At 38.4% G+C, this 23,614-nt stretch carries 13 protein-coding genes; 8 read left to right on the forward strand and 5 right to left on the reverse strand.

The genetic code is table 11. The annotated features are described in order from the left end of the window. The first annotated feature begins 5 nt into the window (after positions 1 to 5). The 8 genes from M0D58_RS00810 to M0D58_RS00845 all read left to right on the forward strand — a co-directional run bounded on the left by M0D58_RS00810 (position 6) and on the right by M0D58_RS00845 (position 14,928). Positions 6 to 1,163 carry a glycoside hydrolase family 88/105 protein gene (locus tag M0D58_RS00810; RefSeq protein WP_248392773.1) on the forward strand — a complete coding sequence of 386 codons (1,158 nt, stop codon included), beginning with the start codon at positions 6 to 8 and terminating at the stop codon, positions 1,161 to 1,163. A 222-nt stretch (positions 1,164 to 1,385) separates the two neighbouring features. Next, entirely contained in the window at positions 1,386 to 2,474 is a 1,089-nt protein-coding gene (gene rhaT / locus M0D58_RS00815; protein WP_248392775.1) for an L-rhamnose/proton symporter RhaT, read from the forward strand. A 307-nt stretch (positions 2,475 to 2,781) separates the two neighbouring features. Next, positions 2,782 to 5,826 carry a SusC/RagA family TonB-linked outer membrane protein gene (locus M0D58_RS00820; RefSeq protein ID WP_248392776.1) on the forward strand — a complete coding sequence of 1,015 codons (3,045 nt, stop codon included), beginning with the start codon at positions 2,782 to 2,784 and terminating at the stop codon, positions 5,824 to 5,826. A 17-nt stretch (positions 5,827 to 5,843) separates the two neighbouring features. Continuing rightward, positions 5,844 to 7,907, forward strand: coding sequence for a RagB/SusD family nutrient uptake outer membrane protein (locus tag M0D58_RS00825; protein ID WP_248392777.1), 2,064 nt, complete (start codon positions 5,844 to 5,846; stop codon positions 7,905 to 7,907). Positions 7,908 to 8,156: 249 nt separating this feature from the next. Then, positions 8,157 to 10,259, forward strand: coding sequence for a bifunctional aldolase/short-chain dehydrogenase (locus tag M0D58_RS00830; protein ID WP_248392778.1), 2,103 nt, complete (start codon positions 8,157 to 8,159; stop codon positions 10,257 to 10,259). 168 nt (positions 10,260 to 10,427) lie between these two features. After that, the gene (locus tag M0D58_RS00835; RefSeq protein WP_248392779.1) at positions 10,428 to 11,708 is read left to right on the forward strand and encodes a sugar isomerase; all 1,281 of its coding nucleotides are present in this window, start codon (positions 10,428 to 10,430) and stop codon (positions 11,706 to 11,708) included. A gap of 550 nt (positions 11,709 to 12,258) precedes the next feature. Then, complete coding sequence (locus M0D58_RS00840; RefSeq protein WP_248392780.1) at positions 12,259 to 13,647, forward strand: FGGY-family carbohydrate kinase; 1,389 nt, start codon at positions 12,259 to 12,261, stop codon at positions 13,645 to 13,647. Between the two features lie 129 nt (positions 13,648 to 13,776). Continuing rightward, positions 13,777 to 14,928, forward strand: a complete 1,152-nt coding sequence (locus M0D58_RS00845; RefSeq protein ID WP_248392782.1) for an alpha-hydroxy acid oxidase — start codon at positions 13,777 to 13,779, stop codon at positions 14,926 to 14,928. 155 nt (positions 14,929 to 15,083) lie between these two features. On the opposite strand, the gene M0D58_RS00850 is transcribed toward M0D58_RS00845, so the two are convergent. The 5 genes from M0D58_RS00850 to M0D58_RS00870 all read right to left on the reverse strand — a co-directional run bounded on the left by M0D58_RS00850 (position 15,084) and on the right by M0D58_RS00870 (position 23,613). Then, the gene (locus M0D58_RS00850) at positions 15,084 to 15,743 is read right to left on the reverse strand and encodes a hypothetical protein (RefSeq protein WP_248392784.1); all 660 of its coding nucleotides are present in this window, start codon (positions 15,741 to 15,743) and stop codon (positions 15,084 to 15,086) included. 33 nt (positions 15,744 to 15,776) lie between these two features. After that, entirely contained in the window at positions 15,777 to 16,220 is a 444-nt protein-coding gene (locus M0D58_RS00855; protein WP_248392785.1) for a nuclear transport factor 2 family protein, read from the reverse strand. Positions 16,221 to 16,292: 72 nt separating this feature from the next. Then, positions 16,293 to 17,339 (reverse strand): GntR family transcriptional regulator, encoded by a 1,047-nt coding sequence (locus M0D58_RS00860; RefSeq protein WP_248392788.1) that lies wholly within the window; start codon positions 17,337 to 17,339, stop codon positions 16,293 to 16,295. A gap of 325 nt (positions 17,340 to 17,664) precedes the next feature. Beyond that, positions 17,665 to 19,800, reverse strand: a complete 2,136-nt coding sequence (locus M0D58_RS00865; RefSeq protein WP_248392790.1) for a hypothetical protein — start codon at positions 19,798 to 19,800, stop codon at positions 17,665 to 17,667. Between the two features lie 249 nt (positions 19,801 to 20,049). Further along, positions 20,050 to 23,613 carry a DUF4450 domain-containing protein gene (locus tag M0D58_RS00870; protein ID WP_248392798.1) on the reverse strand — a complete coding sequence of 1,188 codons (3,564 nt, stop codon included), beginning with the start codon at positions 23,611 to 23,613 and terminating at the stop codon, positions 20,050 to 20,052. Position 23,614: the final 1 nt, after the last annotated feature.

Genomic DNA, 23,614 nt, shown 5'->3' on the forward strand with positions numbered 1-23,614 from the left:
ATAAAATGAAAAGACTATTAACAACAGGCATTTTTGCACTGATCATCGCAGGAATGACTTCCTGTTCGGTTCAAAAGAAAAATACAGCAAATGCAGATCTTCCAAATAAAAAAGAAGTTCTGGAAGTTGCAGAACGAGCCAATCAATACTTTATGAACAAATGGACGGATCCGGGAAAAGAAATTGTCGGGAAAAAAATCTGGCCGAGCAATCTATGGACTAGAGCGGTTTATTATGAAGGATTGATGGCATTGTATAAAGTTGATCCTAAAAAAGAATACTATAATTACGCTTTGGATTGGTCGCAAAAACACAATTGGGATATGATGCGCGGAACATTTACAAGAAATGCCGATAACCAGGCGTGCGGACAGACTTATCTCGATCTTTACGAGATTGATGGAAGAAAACATCCTGAACGGATCAAATACGTGAAAATGTCGATGGACAGTATGATTGCTTCGGGGAAGTCGGATGATTGGTGGTGGATTGACGCTTTACAAATGGGAATGCCGATTTTTACAAAATTGGGAAGAATCACCGGCGACAAAAAGTATTTTGACAAGAATTACGAAATGTACGCTTTCACCAAATATAAGCACGGAGGAAACGGCCTCTACAATGCAAAAGATAAACTCTGGTGGAGAGATAAAAGCTTTGTTCCGCCATATAAAGAACCGAACGGCGAAGATTGCTACTGGAGCCGCGGAAACGGCTGGGTATTAGCCGCACTTGCCAGAACTTTGGAAGATACACCCAAGTCGGATGCGCATTATCAGGAATATCTACAGGATTATAAAAATTTGTTATCGGCTTTGGTTCCCATCCAGAGAGAAGACGGTTTCTGGAATGTAAGCCTTCATGACCCGACAAATTTTGGCGGAAAAGAAATGACGGGAACTGCATTGTTTGTATATGGAATGTCCTATGGAATCAACAAAGGTCTGATTGATAAAAAGACATATCTGCCGGTTGTAATCAAAGCCTGGAATGCCATTGTTAAAGATTCTGTTCAGCCTAGCGGATTTTTGGGTTGGGTTCAGGGTACCGGAAAAGAACCGAAAGATGGACAGCCACTTTCCGTGAGCAAAGAGCCTGATTTTGAAGATTATGGCCTTGGTTGTCTATTGCTGGCTGCAAGTGAAGTGTATCAATTAAAATAATAAAAGGCTTTTGTTTTCGAATTTTTATTTGATTTAAACCTTTAACAGATGCTTACAACATAGGTTTTTACGGTTAAATGTATACTATAATCATATTTATTTATAGTTTAGAAATTTTAAATTTGCCTTTTCAATCCAGAATCACATTTATTTACATGACACTACAAGATGCGCGATCGATTACATCTTGTTAATTTTCAGACTCAATCGAACGATAAAATTATGAACGCATTATTAGGAGTTATTTTTCATTTTTTAGGAGGTTTTTCTTCGGGAAGTTTTTATTTGCCCTATAAAAAAGTTAAAGGCTGGCAATGGGAAACATTTTGGTTAATAGGAGGTGTCTTTTCATGGATTATTGTTCCGCCGCTGGCTGCCTATCTTACTATTCCGGATTTTTGGGAAATTATTCAGAATGAAAGTTCATCAATTTTAGGATTAACCTTTTTGTTCGGAGCGTTGTGGGGAATCGGTGGCTTCATGTACGGTTTAGGAGTCAGGTACTTAGGGGTTGCCCTGGGAAGCAGTATCATGCTGGGACTTACCATGGTGATCGGCTCGCTTGTTCCTTCTATTTTTTACGAATTTTCGCCTCACGAAGGAAAGGACAATATCGGACTGATGATTTCAAGCACATGGGGAAGAATGGTCCTTCTGGGACTTTTTGTATGCGTTATCGGAATTATCATCAGCGGAAAGGCCGGTGTGATGAAAGATAAAGAGCTTCAGAAAGAATCTAAAGATCCTCACGGTACATCGGTAAAAACCGAGTATAAATTCGGACTTGGACTTACGGTGGCTATCATTTCCGGAGTTTTGAGCGCCTGTTTCAATTTCGGACTTGAAGCCGGAAAACCTATGGCAATGGTAGCCAACGATGCATGGAAAGCTGCAAATCCCGGTCAGGGAGAATTTCTGTTCCAGAATAATGTAACCTATATTGTTGTCCTTTGGGGCGGTATGGCTTCTAATCTTTTGGGCTGCCTTTATCTGTCATTTAAAAATAAATCTTATTCAGATTACACTAAAAAAAATGTGCCTGTTGCAAAAAATATTCTTTTCTGCGCATTGGCAGGGACCATGTGGTTCTTACAGTTTTTTTTCTACGGAATGGGTGAAAGTAAAATGGGGAACGGTCCGAGCTCATGGATTTTACACATGGCGTTTATCATCTTGATCGCCAATCTCTGGGGAGTGGTCATTAAAGAATGGAAAGGGGTTTCCAAAAAAACAATTTCTACTATTGTGGTTGGGATGATTGTTATGTTTATCTCTATTCTTATCGTAGGATACGGAAATTCCTTGCGCTAATAAAGCTTTACCACGGTATTATTTCATACAGTTTATATAGTTTAATTTCTCTTAGGTGTTGATTTTTCAGCACCTTTTTTTATGCTATGCGTATAATTTCGGGAGAAGGTGTTTGATTTATGTTGAAATTTATTTATTGCGAATTTTTATTTTAATTCATTTAATTGTGACTAAATTTTTATATTTAATTGATTTTAATTATAAAATTGATATTTAATTAACTTAAATAATGAATATTTTAATACAGGATATTGCAGGATGGCTGAATATTTCTAAGGATGTATTTTGGTGATGTAAAAATTAATATATGTCTATTAAAATCAAACAGAAGAATTTTAAGCCACTTATTGCACCGCTATTTTTGCTTGCATCTGGCTTTATGTTCGGGCAAAAGGCAGTAAATGACACTGTGAAAGAAAAGACTAAAGATATTGAGGAGGTGGTCGTTATTGGTTATGGTAAAGTTAAAAAATCAGATCTTACAGGATCGGTATCTTCAGTTTCTGCAAAAGATCTGGCGGCAACACCGGCAATGAATGCTTTACAGGCATTACAGGGCAGGGCAGCAGGATTAAATATTGTTACGGCAGGTGGTGCACCCGGAGCAGGAGCAAATGTTACCGTTCGTGGTGGTGCTTCCATTACCCAGGGAACGGAGCCTCTTTATATTGTAGACGGTTTCCAGCTGGACAACGCGCTTAATATTATTAATCCCAACGATATTGAAAGTATTGATGTACTGAAAGGTGCTTCCGCCATTGCAATTTACGGTGCAAGAGGTTCAAACGGTATTATTGTTATTAAAACTAAAACCGGAAAAAAAGGAAGAATTACCATCAACTACAATTCATTCATGTCTTTCGATATGCTGTCAAAGAAGCTGGACATGGTTTCAAATTCTGAACAGTTTGTGAAATATCAGTATGAAATGGCACAGCTCCAGGGAAAAACCACTCAGTGGAGCAATGTTTTTGATAATAGTTTAGGAACAGACTCTCCCGGATTTTACACTGGTGCATTTGCCAGGATCAACAACCGCTACGCATCTGCACCTGCACTGGACTGGCAGGAAAGAATGCTTGGGGGGACGGGAGTTACCCAAAACCATAACGTGAGTGTTTCGGCAGGTAGTGATAAGACGCAGACGTTCATTAGTTATAATTATAATAAGCAGGATGGTTTGCTGCAGAATTTCAGTGAAACCAGAAACTCTTTACGTGCTAATGTCAATTCAGAACTGTACAAAGGAATACGGTTGGATTTCAGTTCCATGTTTAATTCAAATTCCACTAATGGTGGCGGAGCCTATTCGGGAATGAAAAAAATATTGCTCCAGCCTATCACAGGAGGAACATTATTTAGCCAGGATCAGTTATTCAATACGCAGACTTTTCCTGATTTTTCAGCATTGGATTCAGGTTTCGACACGGAAAATCCGTATATCGAAACGGCAGCATCTACGCAGAACAGAAGGGTAAGAACCTTCCTTGCCAATGTGGGTCTGGAATTTGATTTCCTGAAAGATTTTACATTCAGAACGGCAGGATCTTATAACTGGACCAATACCAAAGCCACGGCGTTTTCAGATAAAAATTCCCGTGCGTACCTTACAGATCCTGTCAATACCGGTATTAACGGAAGTATCGGGAATTCTGAGGCGTACCGATATCAGATCACCAATACATTGACATATAATAAAACGTTAGGCGAGAAACATAAAATAACCGGGCTTATCGGTAATGAAATCATCTATCAGGAAAGTGAGAGCAACAGCATGAGGCTGGTAAGATTTCCATCTATTTTAAATTATGGACTGGATGATATATCCAATGCGACTGTTGCGGATAAAAGTACGGACAGATCATCATTCAGCCTGCTTTCCTATTTTGCAAGAGTAAATTATAATTATGATAATCGTTACCTTCTTACCGGTACGGTGCGCCGTGACGGATCTTCAAAATTCGGACCAGATAATAAATGGGGTGTATTTCCTTCTGTAGCTGCTGCATGGAGAGTTTCAGAAGAAGGTTTCTGGAAAAACTCCAAAATCGAAAATTATGTTAATGATCTTAAATTCAGGTTTGAATACGGGATCGTTGGTAATAACAGTATTCCGGATAATGTTTTCAGAACCAATGTTGTGGGAACAGATTATCCTCTGAATAATACGGTAGGAAATCTTGCTCTGGTAACAAGCAGTGTTCTGGGGAACCGTATGGTTCAGTGGGAGGAAATGAGATCCACCAATATCGGGGTAGATTTAGCATTGTTTAATAACAGGATTAAATTAACATCAGAATGGTACAACAACAATGTTACCGGCATGTTGCTGGAAACTGTATTGCCTGCATCTACGGGATATGCGAGACAGTTTAAAAATATCGGTTCCATGAAAAATACCGGTATGGAATTCACTTTAAACTCAATCAACGTAAAGTCCGGTGATTTTAGATGGTCTACAGATGCTAATGTTGGGTTCAATAAATCAAAAGTATTATCACTGGATGAAGGAAGACAATTCAGAAACTTCAGTGTCGGCAGCAACAGGGCAGGTATGGTAACCTATTATGCTACCGTCGGAGAAGAATTAGGAGATATGTATGGATATGTTTATCAGGGAATTTATACGACCGACGATTTTATCCAGGAATCCAACGGATCATTAACATTAAAACCAGGAGTTGTAAAACCGGCTTCCGGAACTCCTAAACCCGGAGATATCAAATTTGCAGCAGATAATGAGGCCGGAGATCAGTTTACAAGAAAACTGGTAAAAATAGGAAATGGAACACCGGATTTTATCGGAGGGATCAGCAATAATTTTTCGTATAAAGGTTTTGATCTTGCAGTATTCTTAAAATTTAGTGTAGGGGGTGATATTTACAATGCTACCAAGCATAGTTTGAGCCCATATGCTTTATTTCAAAATACGCCTTCGGAATTCGGAGATAATTATTATCGTATTATTGATCCTAATACCGGTCAGGCCACTACAAATCTTGCACGATTAAAAGAACTGAATCCTGATGAAGAATCCCGTCTTTGGAGCTTAAATACTACCAACTCAGGATATATTACTTATCCGTCATCGTATTATGTGGAAGATGGTTCTTATTTAAGAATTGCTATGGTAACGCTGGGGTACTCCTTCCCGAGAGAATTTTTAAGCCATGTGAAACTTACCAATGCGCGTATCTACTTTACCGTTAATAACTTAGCAACAATTACGGGATATTCAGGCTATGATCCGGAAGTTTCTGCGGCCAGCGGCGTTACGGTTACGCCGGGATACGACAGCTCTTCATACCCACGTTCAAGAAGTTACGTTCTTGGTATTAATTTAACTTTCTAAATGCAAACGATTACATCATGAAAAACAGATATAATAAAAAAAATCTTTTAAAAACGCTGATTATCATTCCGGCAATTTTAGTCGGCAGCGTCAGTATCAATTCCTGCAGTGATGATTTTTTGGATCAGCCTGCTTATAATTCATCCAATACAGAATCGGTATTTGACAATATAGAAACCGCAGATGCTTTTGTCCAGGGACTTTACAGAGGGCTTGTTCCTACTGAAATGTTTTATCAGCTCGGTGCCGGAGATACCGTAACCCACTCTGCGGAAGACGGCTCAACCAACAATTCCAAATACAATATCTGCAACTATCAGTACGATGCCTATACTCCAAATACCGTTACAGGAATTTATGCTGCCATGTATGCTATTATTGAAAGGGCTAATATCGCCATCAGCAGATTACCGACTATGCCTGCAAGCACAAAGCGTGATGCCTTATTGGCAGAAGCGAAAGCAATTCGTGCATTTTGTTATCATAACTTAATACGCGTTTACGGAGATGTGCCTGCTATTTGGATCCCCCTTGAAGATGCAGATCCTAATGATCAGAATACATTTTATCCGAAACGTTCTCCAAGAGACGGAATTTACGATCGCATCATTGCTGATATTCAGGAATCGGTAAACAATTTACCGGGTTCAAACGGAACTCCGGAAAGACTGAACAAACAGTCTGCTAATGCGCTTTTAGCAAGAATTGCATTGTATGCCGCGGGATATTCTCTTCGTTGGGATCTGAATACAGGATCTGCCGGTACGATGTCCCGTCGCCCTGATAACAGCAGAGTTCAGCAGCTGTACCAGATTGCAGATGCAGCAGCAGCTTCTGTAATTAATGCAGGTACCAACAGCCTGGTGCAGGCGCAGGGAGGGAAAAGTGGTTTCGAAGCCTTATGGTTCAATTTTGACAGAAGAAACTTTGCAGCCGTAAATCAGGAGATGCTTTGGCATATCGCTGAATATGGTCCTAATACCAACTCTGCATTTGGTGTTTATGCACATCCGGGTTCCAGAGGGGGTACGTATGGATCCAGAAAAGCTTTACAGTTCATATTGCCAACCTATTATTTGTCTTTTAATCAGGCAGATAAACGCAGGGATGTCGCGTGTACTTCGTACAGTATTTATTTTCTGAAAACAGGTGCTGCATCAGACACCTGGGTGGATGTGGGAACTACTTATTCCTGTATTATGCCGGGTAAATTCAGAATAAGCTGGTGTGTGGAGCCACAGGCGGCCGACGCACGTAACCTCAATATTCCGATCATAAGATATGCTGATGTATTGCTGATGTATGCAGAAACTCAAAACTATCTGAACGGAGGTCCTACAGCCGCAGGAACTGCTGCTTTGCAACAGGTGAGAAACCGTGCCGGAATAGGCTCATTGCCAATACCAAGCGGTCAGCAGGCGTTTCAGGATGCTATTGTTCAGGAGCGCAAGTGGGAGTTTTCCGATGAATTTATGCTTCGTACAGACTTAATAAGAATGAACCGCATCGCCAGCGAAATTAATGCGACAAAACAGGCAATGAAAAATCTTTCGGACCGTACAGGACAGTTTGCATCGACCCCGGTGTACAGATTGTATAAATTTCATAAAAATGCACAGGTTTACGGAGATCCTTTCCTGGCAGTTACCTATATAGATTTAACAAATCCGGCAGAAATTGCAGCAGTTCAGGCGGTTCCTACCAATTCTTCAGGGTATGCCGCTTATCAGACGACTCTAAAGAGTATTGCACTGGCAAACGGACAAACTTCAACGGCTGAAGACAAATGGTATCCTGTAAATATGTTCCAGGCTTACACAAGTACATTTAACGGAAATGCCAGAAAAGCGGTAGGATTTGTTGAAGGATTTAATGCATTGCAGATCGGGAATATTATCTATACCAAACCTACAGGTTCCGCTGAAAACGGAGGCACTTATCCGAACTGGATTGAAGGAGGCGGAGACGGACTTTTCTATGGATTTGTACCGAATAAAACAGAGCTATTGCCTTTCGCAGCAGCTTCTGCAGGACATCCTTTGGTTGATAATCCTAATTTGACTCAGTTGCCCGGATATTAATTAAACTAAACTCATTCAGCATAAACATTGAGAAGTTCTAGATTTCTTGATGTTTATTTTTTAAAACATACATCACAAAATATTAATTATGATTCATCCGGATCAGATTGAAATAAACCATACTAAGCTGAATTAAAAGTAACATGTTAATTTATTTTTACATAAGGCATTTAGCAGTATAGTACGGGATGCTGTACAAAACAGAACAATCTAATTTTGGGTGAGAATTTAGAAATATAAGTAAAGACAATGGAAAAACTAAAAACATTTAGATACGTAAACTATTTGTGGGATGATGAAAAAGCAGCATCTTTTGGAGATGACCAGGTAGCCTTATTTTTATACCGTTCAAATATTCTGGGAGCAGACTTAAGAATCACCAACTACGGAGGAGGAAATACAAGCTGTAAAACCATAGAAAAAGATCCTTTAACCAATGAAGAAGTTGAGGTAATGTGGGTGAAAGGTTCCGGAGGCGATATCGGGACTTTAACAAGAAAAGGAATTGCGGGTTTATATACTGAAAGGTTGAGAAACCTTAAAAATGTTTACGAAGGTCTGGAAGATGAAGACAGAATGGTAGGATTATTTGATCACTGCATCTACGATCTGGACAGTAAAGCGCCATCCATCGATACACCTCTTCATGGACTCCTTCCATTCAGACATATAGACCACCTTCATCCTGATGCATTAATTGCAGTCGCTGCAGCAAAAGACAGTGAAGCTATCACCAAAGAAATCTGGGGTGATACAATGGGATGGGTGCCATGGCAAAGGCCGGGCTTCGACCTGGGTTTGCAGCTGGAAAAATGTTTAAACGATAATCCGGGAATCAGGGGGATTGTTTTAGGTAGTCATGGATTATTTACCTGGGGAGATACTTCCTACGAGTGTTATATCAACAGTCTGGAAGTTATTGAGATGGCTTCAGAATATATTGCCAAAAAAATTGAAGAAAAAGGACAGGTTTTTGGCGGACAAAAAATAGAATCTCTGCCTGCTGACGAACGTAAGAATAAAGCGGCGCAGATTATGCCGTTGTTGAGAGGTCTGGCTTCTTCAGAAAACAGGATGGTTGGCCATTTTACAGACAGCGATACTGTTCTGGAATTCATCAATAGCAATGATCTTGAAAGACTGGCTCCGCTGGGAACTTCATGCCCGGATCACTTTCTGAGAACGAAAATTCAGCCGTTGGTGCTCACTTTAGGTAAAAACGAAGATCTTACTGATTCTAAAGCTGTTTTGGAAAAATTAACTCCGCTTTTCGAACAATACCGACAGGAATATAAAGAATATTACGAAACCTGTAAACATCCGAACAGCCCTGCAATGCGAGATCCGAATCCGGTGATCATCATTTATCCGGGAGTGGGAATGTTCAGCTTTTCAAAAGATAAGCAGACTACGCGTGTGGCTAGTGAATTTTATGTCAACGCCATCAATGTAATGCGCGGTGCAGAAGCTATTTCTGAATACACCTCATTACCAAGACAGGAAGCTTTCGATATCGAATACTGGCTGCTGGAAGAGGCTAAACTTCAGAGAATGCCGAAGGAGAAGCCTTTGTCAAGAAAAGTTGCCATAGTTACGGGAGCAGGAGGCGGAATAGGGCAGGCAATTGCCGATAAAATGATTGCTGAAGGTGCAGTTGTTGTGTATACGGATTTGAATACAGAAGCCGTACAATCGGCTATTTCAAAATACAGCAAAGACCAGGCAATTGCCGTTCAGTGTGATGTAACGAGTGATGAAGCGATTGCTGATGCATTCAAAGAAACCGTTTTGGCATTCGGTGGAGTAGATATCATCGTTCATTCTGCTGGACTGGCTATTTCAAAGTCGCTGGAAGAAACTACTTTAAAAGATTGGGATCTTCTTGAAAATGTTTTGGTGAAAGGACAATTCTTATTGTCAAAAATCGGAACCGAGATCATGAAAAAACAAAATCTGGGTGGAGATATCGTCAATATTGCAAGCAAAAACGGACTCGTTGCGGGACCGAATAATGTAGCGTACGGAACTGCAAAAGCGGCTCAGCAACATATGACCAGACTGTTGGCTGCAGAACTGGCTGCAGATAAGATCAGGGTAAATGTTGTAAATCCGGACGGTGTAATTGTAGGAAGCAAAATCTGGGAAGGAGAATGGGCAGAAGGCCGTGCAAAAGCCAATGGAATCACGGTGGAAGAACTTCCGGCATTTTACGCCAAAAGAAATCTTTTAAATGAAATCATTCTTCCGGAAGACATTGCCAACGGAGTTTTCGCCTGCGTTGCCATTTTAGATAAAAGTACAGGAAACATCATCAATGTAGACGGCGGAATGGCCAATGCTTTCCCGAGATAATTTTTTTACATCAATACTGAAGGAGTATATTTTAAATCGTAAGTTTGATATTATTATGTTAAATGGATTTGAAAATAAATTTCCTCAACCAGAGCCACGAAGTGGCGACCTACAATAGCACAGGATGCAAGCATAATAAATATAATTCTGTAAAAAATAAATCAGAATATGATTATAAACAAAGAAAGTATAGAACAGTATAATAAAAGTGAAACCGCAAATTTCAATTCAGACTTCGCCTATTTATCAGATAAACTTACAAAATCAGGAGCGAATGTTTCTGAAATTGTCAAAAAAATTGCCGATTTTCAGGTAGCCATTCCAAGTTGGGCTTTGGGAGCAGGCGGAACACGTTTTGGAAGATTTTCTTACGGTGGAGAGCCGGCAACATTAGAGCAGAAATTAGATGATGTTGGATTGATTCATGCTTTAACACACTCCGCAGGAGCAGTTTCGCTTCACATTCCCTGGGATATTCCTGGTGATATAAAAGCGATTAAAGAAAAAGCAATAGCTCACGGATTAGTTTTCGATGCAATGAATTCCAATACGTTTCAGGATCAGCCGGGAGCAAAACAATCCTACAAATTCGGCTCTTTGAATGCAGCGAATGAAGACGCAAGAGCCTATGCCGTTGAACACAATAAAGAAGTAATCCGCATTGGTGAAGAATTAGGTTCAAAAAGCTTAACGGTTTGGTTGGCAGACGGCGCAAGCTTCCCGGGACAGTTAAATTTCCAGACCGCTTTGTCGAAAACAGAGCAAAGTTTAAAAGAAATTTATGCAGGAATGCCGGAAGACTGGAAACTTTTCATCGAATATAAACCTTATGAACCGAATTTCTATTCAACGACCATTCAGGATTGGGGAACGTCTTTCATGTTGGCCAATGCTTGTGGAGAAAGAGCCTATACTTTGGTTGATTTAGGTCATCACTTACCCAATTCGAACATTGAGCAAATCGTTGCCACGTTAATGTATAAAGGAAAATTAGGAGGATTCCATTTCAACGACAGTAAATATGGTGATGATGATTTAACGGTGGGTTCAATAAAGCCTTATGCATTATTCCTGATTTTCAATGAATTGGTATATGGGATGGAAAACAATCCGCAGAATCCGTATCCGGCTTGGATGATTGATGCAAGCCACAATATTAAAGATCCGTTGGAAGACCTTATTCAGTCACTGGAAGCGATTTTGATCGCGTATGCTCAGGCACTTTTAGTAGATCAGAAAGCATTGAAATATGCGCAGCTGAATAACGATGTGGTTCGTGCACAGGAAATTTTACAAAATGCGTACAGAACAGATGTTCGTCCGTTATTAAAAGCTGCAAGATTACAGACAGGCGCAGCGATTGATCCTATTTCGGCTTACAGAAATCTTAAAGTGAGAGAAAATTTAATTTCCGAAAGAGGTCTGAATGTAAAAGCTACAGGATTATAACCTGTTTTAATTTGATAATTTGAACTTTCAAGTGCAATCGAAAGTTTTTAATTATATGTATCCTTATATTTTTATCATTAAGGTTGAAAGTGTTTAGATTATTGGGGTTTAAGCTGATTGCTTGAGAATTAGTGGATTTTTTCTTAATGATCTTAATATCTGAACACTCCTTAATGGTGTAGGAAATAATTAACTTTAATAAATATTCAATCAATATAATTATCATTTGCTGAGTGAAATGCCCTTGCGAACTTAAAAAACTATAGTATTAAAAAAACTCTTTGTGAGCTTTGCGTTAAAAAAATAAAAAGAAGTGTTTAATTAAAAAGATTGCTTCATCGCTCCTCGCAATGACAAAATAATCTTTGCTTAAAAAGGTTTTATAATTAAAGATAAAATTATGAGTTTACATAATATACAGTACATTCTTTTGTGATCTTTGCTAAGTAGAACGCCTTTGCGAACTTAAAAACATATAGTATTAAAAAAACTCTTTGCGGACTTTGCGTTTAAAAGTCATTCGCAATGACCAAAATAATCATCCTTGAAAATGTCTAAAAAAAAGAAAGTAACCATTGTATTTGATATTGGAAAAACCAATAAAAAATTCTTTCTGTTTGATAAAAATTACAAAGAAGTTGTCCGGGAATATACCGAATTACAGCTCACAACTGATGAAGATGGCTATCCAACGGAAGATCTGGCTGCACTCCAAAACTGGATCAAAGATAATTTCAATGCCATTCTTGATGATGAAAATTTTGAAGTAAAAGCCATTAATTTCTCTACATACGGGGCAAGTTTTGTACATCTGGACCAGAAAGGAAATGTTCTCACGCCATTGTACAATTACACCAAACCGATGGATGAAGAAATCTTGGATTTATTCTATAAAAAACACGGCAGTAAACTTAAAATTGCCCGTGAAACAGCCTCTCCGCAGGCAGGAATGCTGAATTCCGGATTACAGCTTTTCTGGTTGAAATATAAACATCCGGAAGTTTTCAAAAAAATCCGGTACAGTCTTCATTTACCACAATATTTATCCTACCTGTTTACCGGAATCTGTGTCTCCGAATTTACATCAATCGGCTGTCACACCAATTTATGGGATTACGATAAAGCAGATTACCATGATTGGGTGTACGAAGAAGAGATCGATGCTTTGTTACCGCCGATTGTGCCGACTTCAGCAAGCATTAATACCTCATACAGAAATAAGAAAATTAAAATCGGGGTTGGAATCCACGACAGTTCTTCGGCACTCTTGCCTTATATTTTAAGCAAAAAAGAACCGTTCTTGCTGCTTTCAACAGGTACCTGGAGTATTTCTCTCAATCCTTTCAATGATGAGAGTTTAACCGATGAAGACATCGAAAACAATTGCCTGAATTACATGAGAATCGACGGAAAACGTGTGAAAGCATCCCGTTTTTTCATGGGAAATGAATATAAAATCCAGGTCGAAAAATTATGTGCGCATTATGGAAAAGAGTATGGTTTCCACAGGGAAGTACAGTTTGATCAGGATTTGTACCTTCGTTTAATGAAGCATAAAGCAGTTTATTTCCGTTTTGAAGGCATTATTTTAAAAAGAAAAATGATCAGCGAGACCGATTTAAATTCTTTCGCAACTTTTGAAGAAGCCTATCATCAGCTGATGATCGAACTGATGGATCTACAGATTCATACGATTACAAATGCTATCGGAAATTCTGAAATTCAGCATATTTATATCGATGGCGGATTTACCGATAATGATGTATTTATGAAACTGATGTCACACCATTTTCAGCATTATAATGTAATGTCCAGCCATTCGCCGCTGGGTTCTGCATTGGGAGCGTCCATGGTGATTTCCAACAAAAAAATAGATGAAGCTTTTCTGCAACAGCATTATCAGATGAAAGTGCTTCAGCCTTTAATTTTTAATTTGTAAATATGTAAAGTAAAATGTGAAAGGTGAGAGGTGAAAAGTAAAATGTGAAAGAATCAACTTCTAATTTTTACTTCTTACTTCTAACTTTTTACTTCTGACTTCTGACTTTTTAACATAAAACCTGTAATCATGGCTTTCCCATTTGACACAAGATATGCATCGCTTGAGCTTTTAATTGAAAGAGCAAAGAAAAGAATGCCCCGTTTTGCTTTTGAATACCTGGACGGCGGCTGTAATGAAAATATAAACCGTGACAGAAATACCAACGAATTAAGAGAGGTGTTGCTTCGCCCGCGTTATCTGAATAACAATTTTGCCGAAGCCAATATGGAAACCGAATTATTCGGGGTGAATTATTCCGCACCTTTCGGGATTTCTCCTGTTGGTCTGCAGGGATTAATGTGGCCGAATGCCCCGGAAATCTTGGCAAAGGCAGCTTTTAAACATAATATTCCTTTTATTTTAAGCACGGTTACCACAAGCAGCATTGAAAGAATTGCGGAATTAACGGAAGGAAAAGCATGGTATCAGCTTTATCACCCGAGGGAAGAATGGCTGCGTGATGATATTCTCAACCGCTGTGAAGCTTCGGGATATGATGTCCTGGTGGTTCTGGCAGATGTTCCTACCTTCGGGTACAGAGCCAAAGAAATCAGAAACGGATTAGCGATGCCGCCACAACTGAATTTCCGGAATGTTTCCCAGGCACTGGCAAAACCTCAATGGTGTCTGGAGATGCTGAAAAATGGCGTTCCGGGTTTTAAAACAATGGAAAAATATATGGATAAAAACATGAATGTAAAACAGTTGGGACAGTTCATGAACTCCACTTTTTCAGGAAGATTAAATTCGGACAGAATCAAGGCGATCCGCGATCAGTGGAAAGGAAAACTGGTCATCAAAGGCGTGGCTTCCGATGAAGATGCGGAAGAAGCAGTACGTTTGGGTTTCGATGGAATGATTATTTCCAACCACGGAGGAAGACAGCTGGATGCCGGAGAATCTACCATTGCGGTGGTAAAAGAAATCAGTGAAAAATATAAAAATCAGATTAAAATTATGATGGACAGCGGCGTGAGAACCGGTCCTGATGTAGCCCGAGCCTTAAGCTGCGGTGCCGAATTTACCTTTATGGGAAGAACATTTATGTATGCTGTAGGTGCTTTGGGAGATCAGGGTGGTGATCATATTATTGAAATGCTCAAAATGCAGTTCAGACAGGTAATGGAACAGCTTTGCTGTGAAAAGCCGGAACAGCTGCGGGATTTTAGGGTGAGGTAGGTTTTGAGCGCGAAGCTGGACGATGGAAGTTAATAAGCTTTCTCAAAAAATTAACAGAAGAAATTGATTAATAGAAACGGGCTTTAAGCCCGTTTTTTATTAGTGTATCTCAATCGGCTTTAGCCGAAACTTAAAACAATGTAAATGTAAAAGGTTTAATTTGTGCTGACTCTCATAAGCCCATCAATCCCTCTTTTTCCATATAAACTGACAGATTGACTTTTGGGAGTAATATCAATCTGTTTGATGTTTAATTTATTTAATACTTCAATTAATTTACCCTTTTCATAATCTACTATTTTCCAATCTACCATTAATAGTGGATTTTCTCCAAGCTCATTGTTGGCTAATTTAACCTTCATAAATTCAGGAATGTTATATTTCTGAATCGTGGAATCAGAACTGTAATACTGGGGCTTTTCAATTTTCAGATTGTTATTTTGAATTAAATTCCAAAATTTTTCTGACCAATTTCCAACATCCCATATTTTTATTTTCGAATTTAATGTATTTTCAATGGCAGACTTATCACTACCATTTTCAATTAAAAGCTCTGATACTATATACATATCATAAGGAAAAGCCGCAGTTTCTAATTTTTCAAATAAAATCTGATTATAGGGTTTTAAATCAACTTTAGACAATTTAATATGGTACAAAAAATTGCCTAATTCTGTACCTGTTTTAGATCGTAAATTTGAAGATATGTACTCGTTACGTTCACGATTACTCATTTTTTTTAATGAAAAAGCATCATTTGATTTACAACTTAAAATCATCATCAAAATGGCAAAAAGAATGCATTTTAATTTCATGGTCGAAATATAATTGTTGCAAAAATAATTAATTTACTTTTTCTTCTCCGCTTTCACAGCCTGTCTTGCCAATAATTTCCAGTCGTTTTTCACTTTAGCCCAAACCAGTAAAATATCCAGAGTAACATCACCGGGAGCTTTTCCTGCGTCGGCGGTCGTTGCGTAAAAATGATGGCGGACAATCGCTGTATTTCCAACAATCTGCACGGTTTGATTGGTTATATCAATTGTAAGAAAATCAGATTTCTTCGTAACTAATTTTTCCACAAATTCTCTGGCATCATCAATGTGGCCTCCGGAATGTCCGTATGTAAGTTCAGGTAAAATTAAAGATTCGAGAGCAGATTTTTCCCCGCTTATCATGGCCGTTCGCAACTTTTCGGCGGCGGCTGTCACAGCATCAGTATCATTTATTTTCTGTGCGGTGATGGTAATTGCCATGATAAAGCTCAAAGCAAAAATTAATTTTTTAATCATAATGAAATAATGTATTTAAAATAATAAAATAGTGTAATCGATTGCGCAATTATTGCGGAGTTTAAAATACTTTTAAAGAGAATCCCTCTGAATAAATTTGAAAACATTGTTCACCGATTCTTTTTTGTTCTTTAGGATCATATATGCTGCAGATTCGCCCATCGCTTTAAAATCAGTCGTGATTACGGTAATTCCCAGCAGTTCCTTTAGCGGTGTCTCATTGTATGAAATAATGCCGATATCTTCACCAAGCTTCAGGTTTTTCTGCCTGATCTGTTTTACAAGGTTTACAAGATCACGTTCACGGATGGTAATAAAGATATCTTTGTCCTGCAGTTCCATGTCATGATAAATTTCATCGAGAATTTCATAATCAAGCTTAAAATCCCTGCAGAATTTTTCAAAACCTCTTACGATCCTGAAAGGATAGGGATGGATGGATTTATCGGGATATACCAGTATGATTTTTTCGTATTTCCTGATCTTATCCAGACCTTCTTTTAAAGCATTGTAAATATCATGCTCGAAATCCTGAAAAATAGAACCGTATTCTCCTGAAATATTGGGTTTTGTATTGTCCAGCATCAGCAATTTATTCTTAGGAATTTTTTCAATCATTTCAATTACCTCTCTGGTAGAGCTCGTGTGTTTAGACTGTTCGTCCCGGAAATGGGGCATGATGACATAATAATCAAAACCTCCTATATTTTTTTTCAAAGCATTTATAAAAAGCGTTTCATCGCAGTGGTAAATATACATTTCCACATTGCCTTTGGTACCGATTGCATTCACGAAATAATTATAGATCATCATTTTGTACGTGCTCGGTTTGTTGATCAGAAAGAAAATATTAATCGTGTCATTCTTATTGATTCGGGAAATATAATATCCTTTCCCTTTCACAGATTCAATAATCTGTCGTTTTCTCAGTTCTTTATATGCTTTTTCCACTGTATCTCTTGAAAGAAAACAGGATTCACTTAGTTCATTAATGGAGGGAATTTTTTCGCCGATGCTGATCTCTCCGCCATCAATTCCATTTAAAATAGAATCTACAATCTGTTTGTATTTGGGAACTCTGGAGTTTTCGTTGATATGTATTTCAAAAGTTTCTGCCATAGCTTTTGTGGTATAGGAATTATTTTCTTTAACCAAAATGAATTTTCAGAAAAATGATTTGTTAAAGAAGACAAGTTACAAAAATTTACAATAACTGATAATCATCATGTTTAATGAAATAAATTAATATAAATGACTTGTTTTCAGTGCTTTATAATTGTAGATTCATATAAGTTTAAATTTATTAAATTACCAATCCTCTACTGTAAAACGATGATAACTCCAATTTTATTGTAAACTTTAATCCGAACTTTGAACCCTAAACCTTAAACAAAAAAGCCTGCCCTATAAAAGGACAGACTTCAACTATATGAATGTGAAATTTTTAAGGCATCTTTTTAAACCCTTCCGTTTTTATTTTCCAGCTGCCGTCTTTCGGGAAACCGGGAAATTGTCCTGTTGAACTGTCCCAACCTTCCAGCATCATCGCAACGGCTGTTAAAGTTCCGCCGTTTCCCGGAAGATAAATTCTCAAACGCCCATCCTGGAAATTATGTCCGTTTTTTAAATAAGTATTGGTCTGAATATCCATAAAAAGCGCATCCAAAGCCTTATTCGGAAGTCCAAGCCTTGCAGCATTCATCGCCGTCATCGGGAAATCCCAACCCCAGGTATGAGCCCAGTTCCATCTTTCCCAAACGATATCCAAAGTATTTTTCATAATCTTTTTATCCAGTTTCGGAGATTCCGGAACCATTCCTAATGCTCCCAAAACTGAAGGGTGGTCGGTCATCCATTTTGGAAAAGTGAAAGAATCTTTCGCCGATTCAGTTGACAAATAAACGCCGTCCTGCACCGGAAGCGGAGCCAGTTTGGTAATCACGTCATCCCATTTTTTATTTCTCGGTTCGCCCAGTCTTTCTTTCCATTGCTGAGCAACTTTCAGCGCCCAATCCCAATAAGCGACTTCGTAAGTCGGGTTATAAGTATCTTTTGCAGGGAAAACTTCCTGTGCCGGGATCACACCTTTTCCGAGATTATAACGGTTTTTTTCTTTGTCGAAAGTCGCAAAATCAGCCATAAACTCAGCCGTTGCAAAAACCAGGTCTTTATATTTTTCTAAAACTTTTTTATCCTTTTTATCACGATATAAAAGCTCGGTCATATAAATCAAATGCGGTTGTTCCCAGATCAAAAATGCTGCAACAGAAGACGGACTTTCATTGCCGTCATTATCAGACATTTTAATCCAACGAACACCTTTATAGCCTTGTCTTTCCGCTAGCTTTTTAGCTTTTTCAAATGACCTGAAATAATAATCCAGTTGCTTTTCCAAAATTTCCGGTCTTCCCCACAAAGCGAAGTGAACGCCGTGCCACCAGTGCATTTCTGTGTGTGGCTTTCCGTACCAGCTGTTGAACGTTAGACCTGTTTCCTGCGGCGGATTGCTTCCTCCACACTGAACTTTCGTTAGATATTCAGACAAAACAATTCTTCGCTCTAATTCATTGGCTCTTTTATCCGTACTTCCTTCAAAATCAACAGCAGCACCGCTTTCCCAAAAGTTTTTCCAGCCGGAAATACTTTCTTTTTCAGCATCCGTAAATAAACTTTTTGTAGTCTTTTGATTTTTATCTGAAAACTCAACTGTCAATTCAAGAGTTTTGTTTTTTGAAGAAGGTTCGTAAACAAAATGATGTTTTCCGGCTTCACTTAATTTTCCTTCTGTAAAATATAATTGCGTAAAATAATCCGCAGTTTGTAATTTATGTTCAATCAGTCCCTGCGTTGAGTTTGATGAAATGATTTTTGTTGAATGTTTATCTGCGTTTCCATAAAAAGCCGCTTCATCTAAAAACTGTCCGCTCGGATAAGGATATTTGGCGAAAACCTTCAATCTTTTTTGACTAATCAAATCAGATTCAATTTTCACCCCGATTTTATCTGAATTCTGGAAAGAAGCCGTCCACACTTTTACAGGAGTTCCTTCCAAAGTAAATTCACTCGTAATAATTCCTGTCCATAAATCAATTTTCTGATTGATATTCTGCAAATCTGAAACCTGAGCTTTTTGGCCGTCTTTTTTAAGCAGCTCAAGACCTATATTTCCCAACTGCAAACGATGTTGGTTCACTCTGAAATACTCAACTGCTTTTCTGTTGCGTTCGGGTTCTTTCAGTTGAACGCTGTATAAAGCTTTTCGGCCGTCGTTATTGAAATCGTAAGGTTTTAAAGTTTCCTCAAACGTATAATTTTCAGTATTCGGAAAGCTGTTCCAGCCCCATTCTGACTGCGTTCCCAATGAAACACCGTTTTTGGAGTATTCAGGGAATGACTGCATTCCGGTAATGTCAACGGTGTAGGCAAATTTCCCGTTCCCAACCGTTAAAGTGGACAACGTATCTGCTTTGGTGTTGACGATATTATGCCGCTGAACAACTTTTTTACGATCAATTTTCTGGGCATTCAGGGACGAAAATCCGATGCAGAAAAGACTCAGATATATTGCAATTTTTTTCATTTTATGGATTAGATTTATTTTTTATTATTTGCATTGCAATGTGTTAAGATAGCGCTCCTACGGAGCGCAAGACATCCAAACTTGTTTTTTCTACACAGATAATGTTCCGCTGGAATATCTTTTATTCTTCTTTATATTCCTTTAGGAATATTATATGTGTAGATTTATTATTTTTCAAATTTTAGGGCGTTCCATAGGAACGCTATCTTATTTTTTATTAAACATTAATTCGTTAATTCGTGGCATTAATTATTTTAAAACCGTCGCACTCATCATTCCAATCACTACATCGTTGCTGACTGCCGTTAGTTTTACAGATTTCAATTCTTTATTAGGGTCAATCGGCAAATCCAGAATTGTTGCCGCACCGCCATCAACCTGCCGGTCTGTAAATCCTTTGATACTCGAATATTTACTTAATGTTCCACCTTTGTACAATTCACCCGTTTTCAATTTGACACGATACGGAATTTTATCATCCGGAATTTCAAACGCAAAATTATCATCAAACAAATCCTGCTCAATCGGCCACCAGTTCATCGGATTTTTCAATTCTAATTCCGAAGTTGAACCATCAACATATTGAACCGTAATTTTTCCATTCACAATCTGCGACTGCATCGGATTGGTAGAGCCGGCCATCAGGAAATAGATTTTTTTGCCTTTTCCTGAAACCGGAATTTCAATCGAATCCGGGTAATTGTCCCACTGACTTGCAAAGGCAATATTTTTATCTGATTTATCAATTAAAAAAGGAATTCCAAGGAAATCAACTTTGTTATTTTTTCTTTTATTCATCAACCCACTGTCATCTATTTGAGCAGTAATCAATGGATAACACCAATTCCCAATTCCTTGCCAAGGAAGCTGCAGAGTAGGGACTTTTAATCTTGGGGAAAGGTATTTCTGATTGAAAATCTCTGTTACTTTTTCATTATATTTTGGAGCTAATGAAATGTTGTTAAATTGACCCTGATTTTCAATTTCCCAATCCGTGATTTCAATATTTTGTTTAATTCCGTTGTATTCAAGCTCGATAGAATTGGTTCCTTTGCTTAAATAATTGAGGGGAATTTCAATCGTTGCACTTTGATTTTTTTGAATCGAAAAAGTTTTGTTTAAACCATTAACAATCAGTTTTCCATTAATTGGATTGGAAGATTTTGACTGAATCTGAAGCTTTTTATTGATCCATTTTGTCTCCAACGTAAAACGAATATCTACATTTACAGGCTGCCACCAAGTTGTACCGTTTTGCTCGACCTGAACGAAAAAAGTTCCTTTTCTTTCTTCCTGAATCAAATTAAATTGATTTCCGTTACGAGTTTTAATCAATTCCTGTGGGTCAAGAACATCTTTAATTTTCTTTTTTGAATCGAAATTTAGCTGAAGACTTTCAGAAATATAATTAATGAAATCGGTCTGTTCGTTTTTAATTTCTTCTCCCGAATAATTGATTTCAATTTTAAAATCTTTCGCTTTGGGAGTTTCAAACTGAATAATTGGCTGTAAAATAGAATTTGGTTTAATTTTCCAATCCACATTTTTACCATTTACTTTCACCGATTTGATATTGGAATAATTCACAGGAATCTGCATCTCCAACGAAATTGGATTCTGATATTTTGATTTGAATAAATATTTGGTTTTCTGTGAAGTTCTCGTAAACTGATAATCCCAATCCGGAAGTTTCAGTTCGGCAGAATTCCATTCTTTCGGAAATCCCGGTTTGATGCTAATCTTATTTTCTAATAAATTCGGATAAACCCCGAAAAGTCCTTCTGTCAATGTTCTCGAAGTAACGCCAATCGGGTCAGCAAAATCCCGGTACAATTCTCCACGAAACGCATCATAATGAGAAAGCTGCTCAAAATTCCCCGGGCTGATGCCGTAATACATCGACTCCACCAGATTTCCTTTCCAAAGTTGGTATGCCTCAGCATTTCTTCCGGCTTGCCAATACGCCAAAGCAGTCTGTAAATTCTCCGCCAAAGCGACATTGTTAATCGACCAGTCGTAAGGTTGCCAATTGGTCGTTGCTAATGTAAAATAGTCTTTATTATCGGCACCTTTTACTGTAATCGGAATTTTCGGAGTGTGATTATTGATGTACTGTAAATTCTGATAATCCTCAAATTCATTCAAAATAAATGCATCAGAAACGTGATAAATCGACCAGATTCCCGGTTGGTCGTGAACAATTTGATTTCCCAAAGCATCTTTATATTCAGCAAAATAACCTTTGTTTTTAATCCAAAGTTCTTTTTTCATTGCCTTTAAAATCGCATCAGCTTCCTGTTCATAAGGTTGAGGATTTTCGCCAATAATTTTCGCCAGTTTCGCCATTTCACGGTTGGCTCTGTAGTTATATGCCGAAGTGTGCGTCACTTTTCCACCCGAATATTGAAGCGCATCGCTCGCCCAAATCGCCGCATACGCATCATACAAATCGCCACGTTTGAAATTTCGTTTTTCCCAATCCATATGTCGAACCATCGTCGGCCATATTTTTTTCAGAAATTCTTTGTCTCCCGTGTAATTGAAATGCGAAAACATCTGGTCAAAAAACACCAGATTCATATCGTAATGATGCGGTTTTGAATTGTCATTCGGATTTCTGGAAATATATCCGCTTGAAAAAACCGAAGTTCCCATTTTCTCCTCGTGACGGGCTAGATGGCGCATCGTATCCATTTCCACAGGCGCAGAATCGGGTCTCAAAACCTGTGAATTGGCATAACTTTCAAAATGTTCTTTCGCCCGGTCGTGCCAGCTCAAAGCATCGGCAGTGTAAGCTCCTCTCCAGGCATTCAAACGCATTCTCCAGGCAACAGCGCCGTGAAGGAAAGTCGGACTTTCCCAAATTCCATCCGCAGCAACGGCTAAATTGGCGCCGAAATTATTCAGATCTGTATCCGGAGTTTTTAACTGAATTCGATTCGTTAATGTTAAACGAGCTTTTTCAGCTTCATTAAATATGCTTTTCAATTCTTCGTCAGAAAATTTTTTAGCTGATTTTCCTTTTGCAATCTGAATGTAAATCGGTTGTTTTTGTGAAGAATACGAAGCGTAAACAATCGGTGATTTGTCTGTCTTATTTTGAGTAAACTCACCCAATTTTTCTAAAGTTGTCGCATCGGTTTGCTGTAAGGAACTGACATTCGAAAAACTTCCGCTGACGATCTGAATTTCCTTTTTCTTATTTATATAATTGAGTTGAAACTGGTTTTTATTAACCTGAAACTGATTGTTCAGGCAATATTCAGGCAACAGGTAAAATCCGGATTCCGGGTCTGCGCCGATGTCGCCGTTTCTGCTGAAAGTCGTTCCGCTTGCTCCGCCGTAAACCGCATAGATTTTTGTTGAAGAATCTATGTTTACCGTTTCCATTTTTACAACCAAACCTTCTTCTTTAGCCTGCGCTAAAACTGTTAATTTCAAAGTTCCGGTTCCAAGAATCGGGTCTTTGATTTCATATAACATAGAACCCGGACGATAACGGGTTCCAATTTTATCAGCCTGAATTAATTTCTTGATTGAATTTCCTTTCTGAATAACGAATTGAAGGTTTCCGCCCATTCCGGGAAGATACAATGCAAATTCCGGCAAATCTCCCGCTTCGATTCTTGATGCACGGTTGTCTCCGTACAACGCACGATTGAAACGGTATTTCCCGTTGACCAATAAGAAATCGCCGTTGTCTTGTTTGTAATGCAATTCACGCTCGTTGTTCTGCCAATGTTTTGATTGGGCAAAAGAATGTGAAATTGATGATAAAGCAATCAGTCCGGCGACAATGGTCTTTCTACGCATT

It is taken from the genome of Chryseobacterium nepalense, from assembly GCF_023195755.1.
In the GTDB taxonomy this organism is placed as follows: Bacteria; Bacteroidota; Bacteroidia; order Flavobacteriales; family Weeksellaceae; genus Chryseobacterium; species Chryseobacterium nepalense.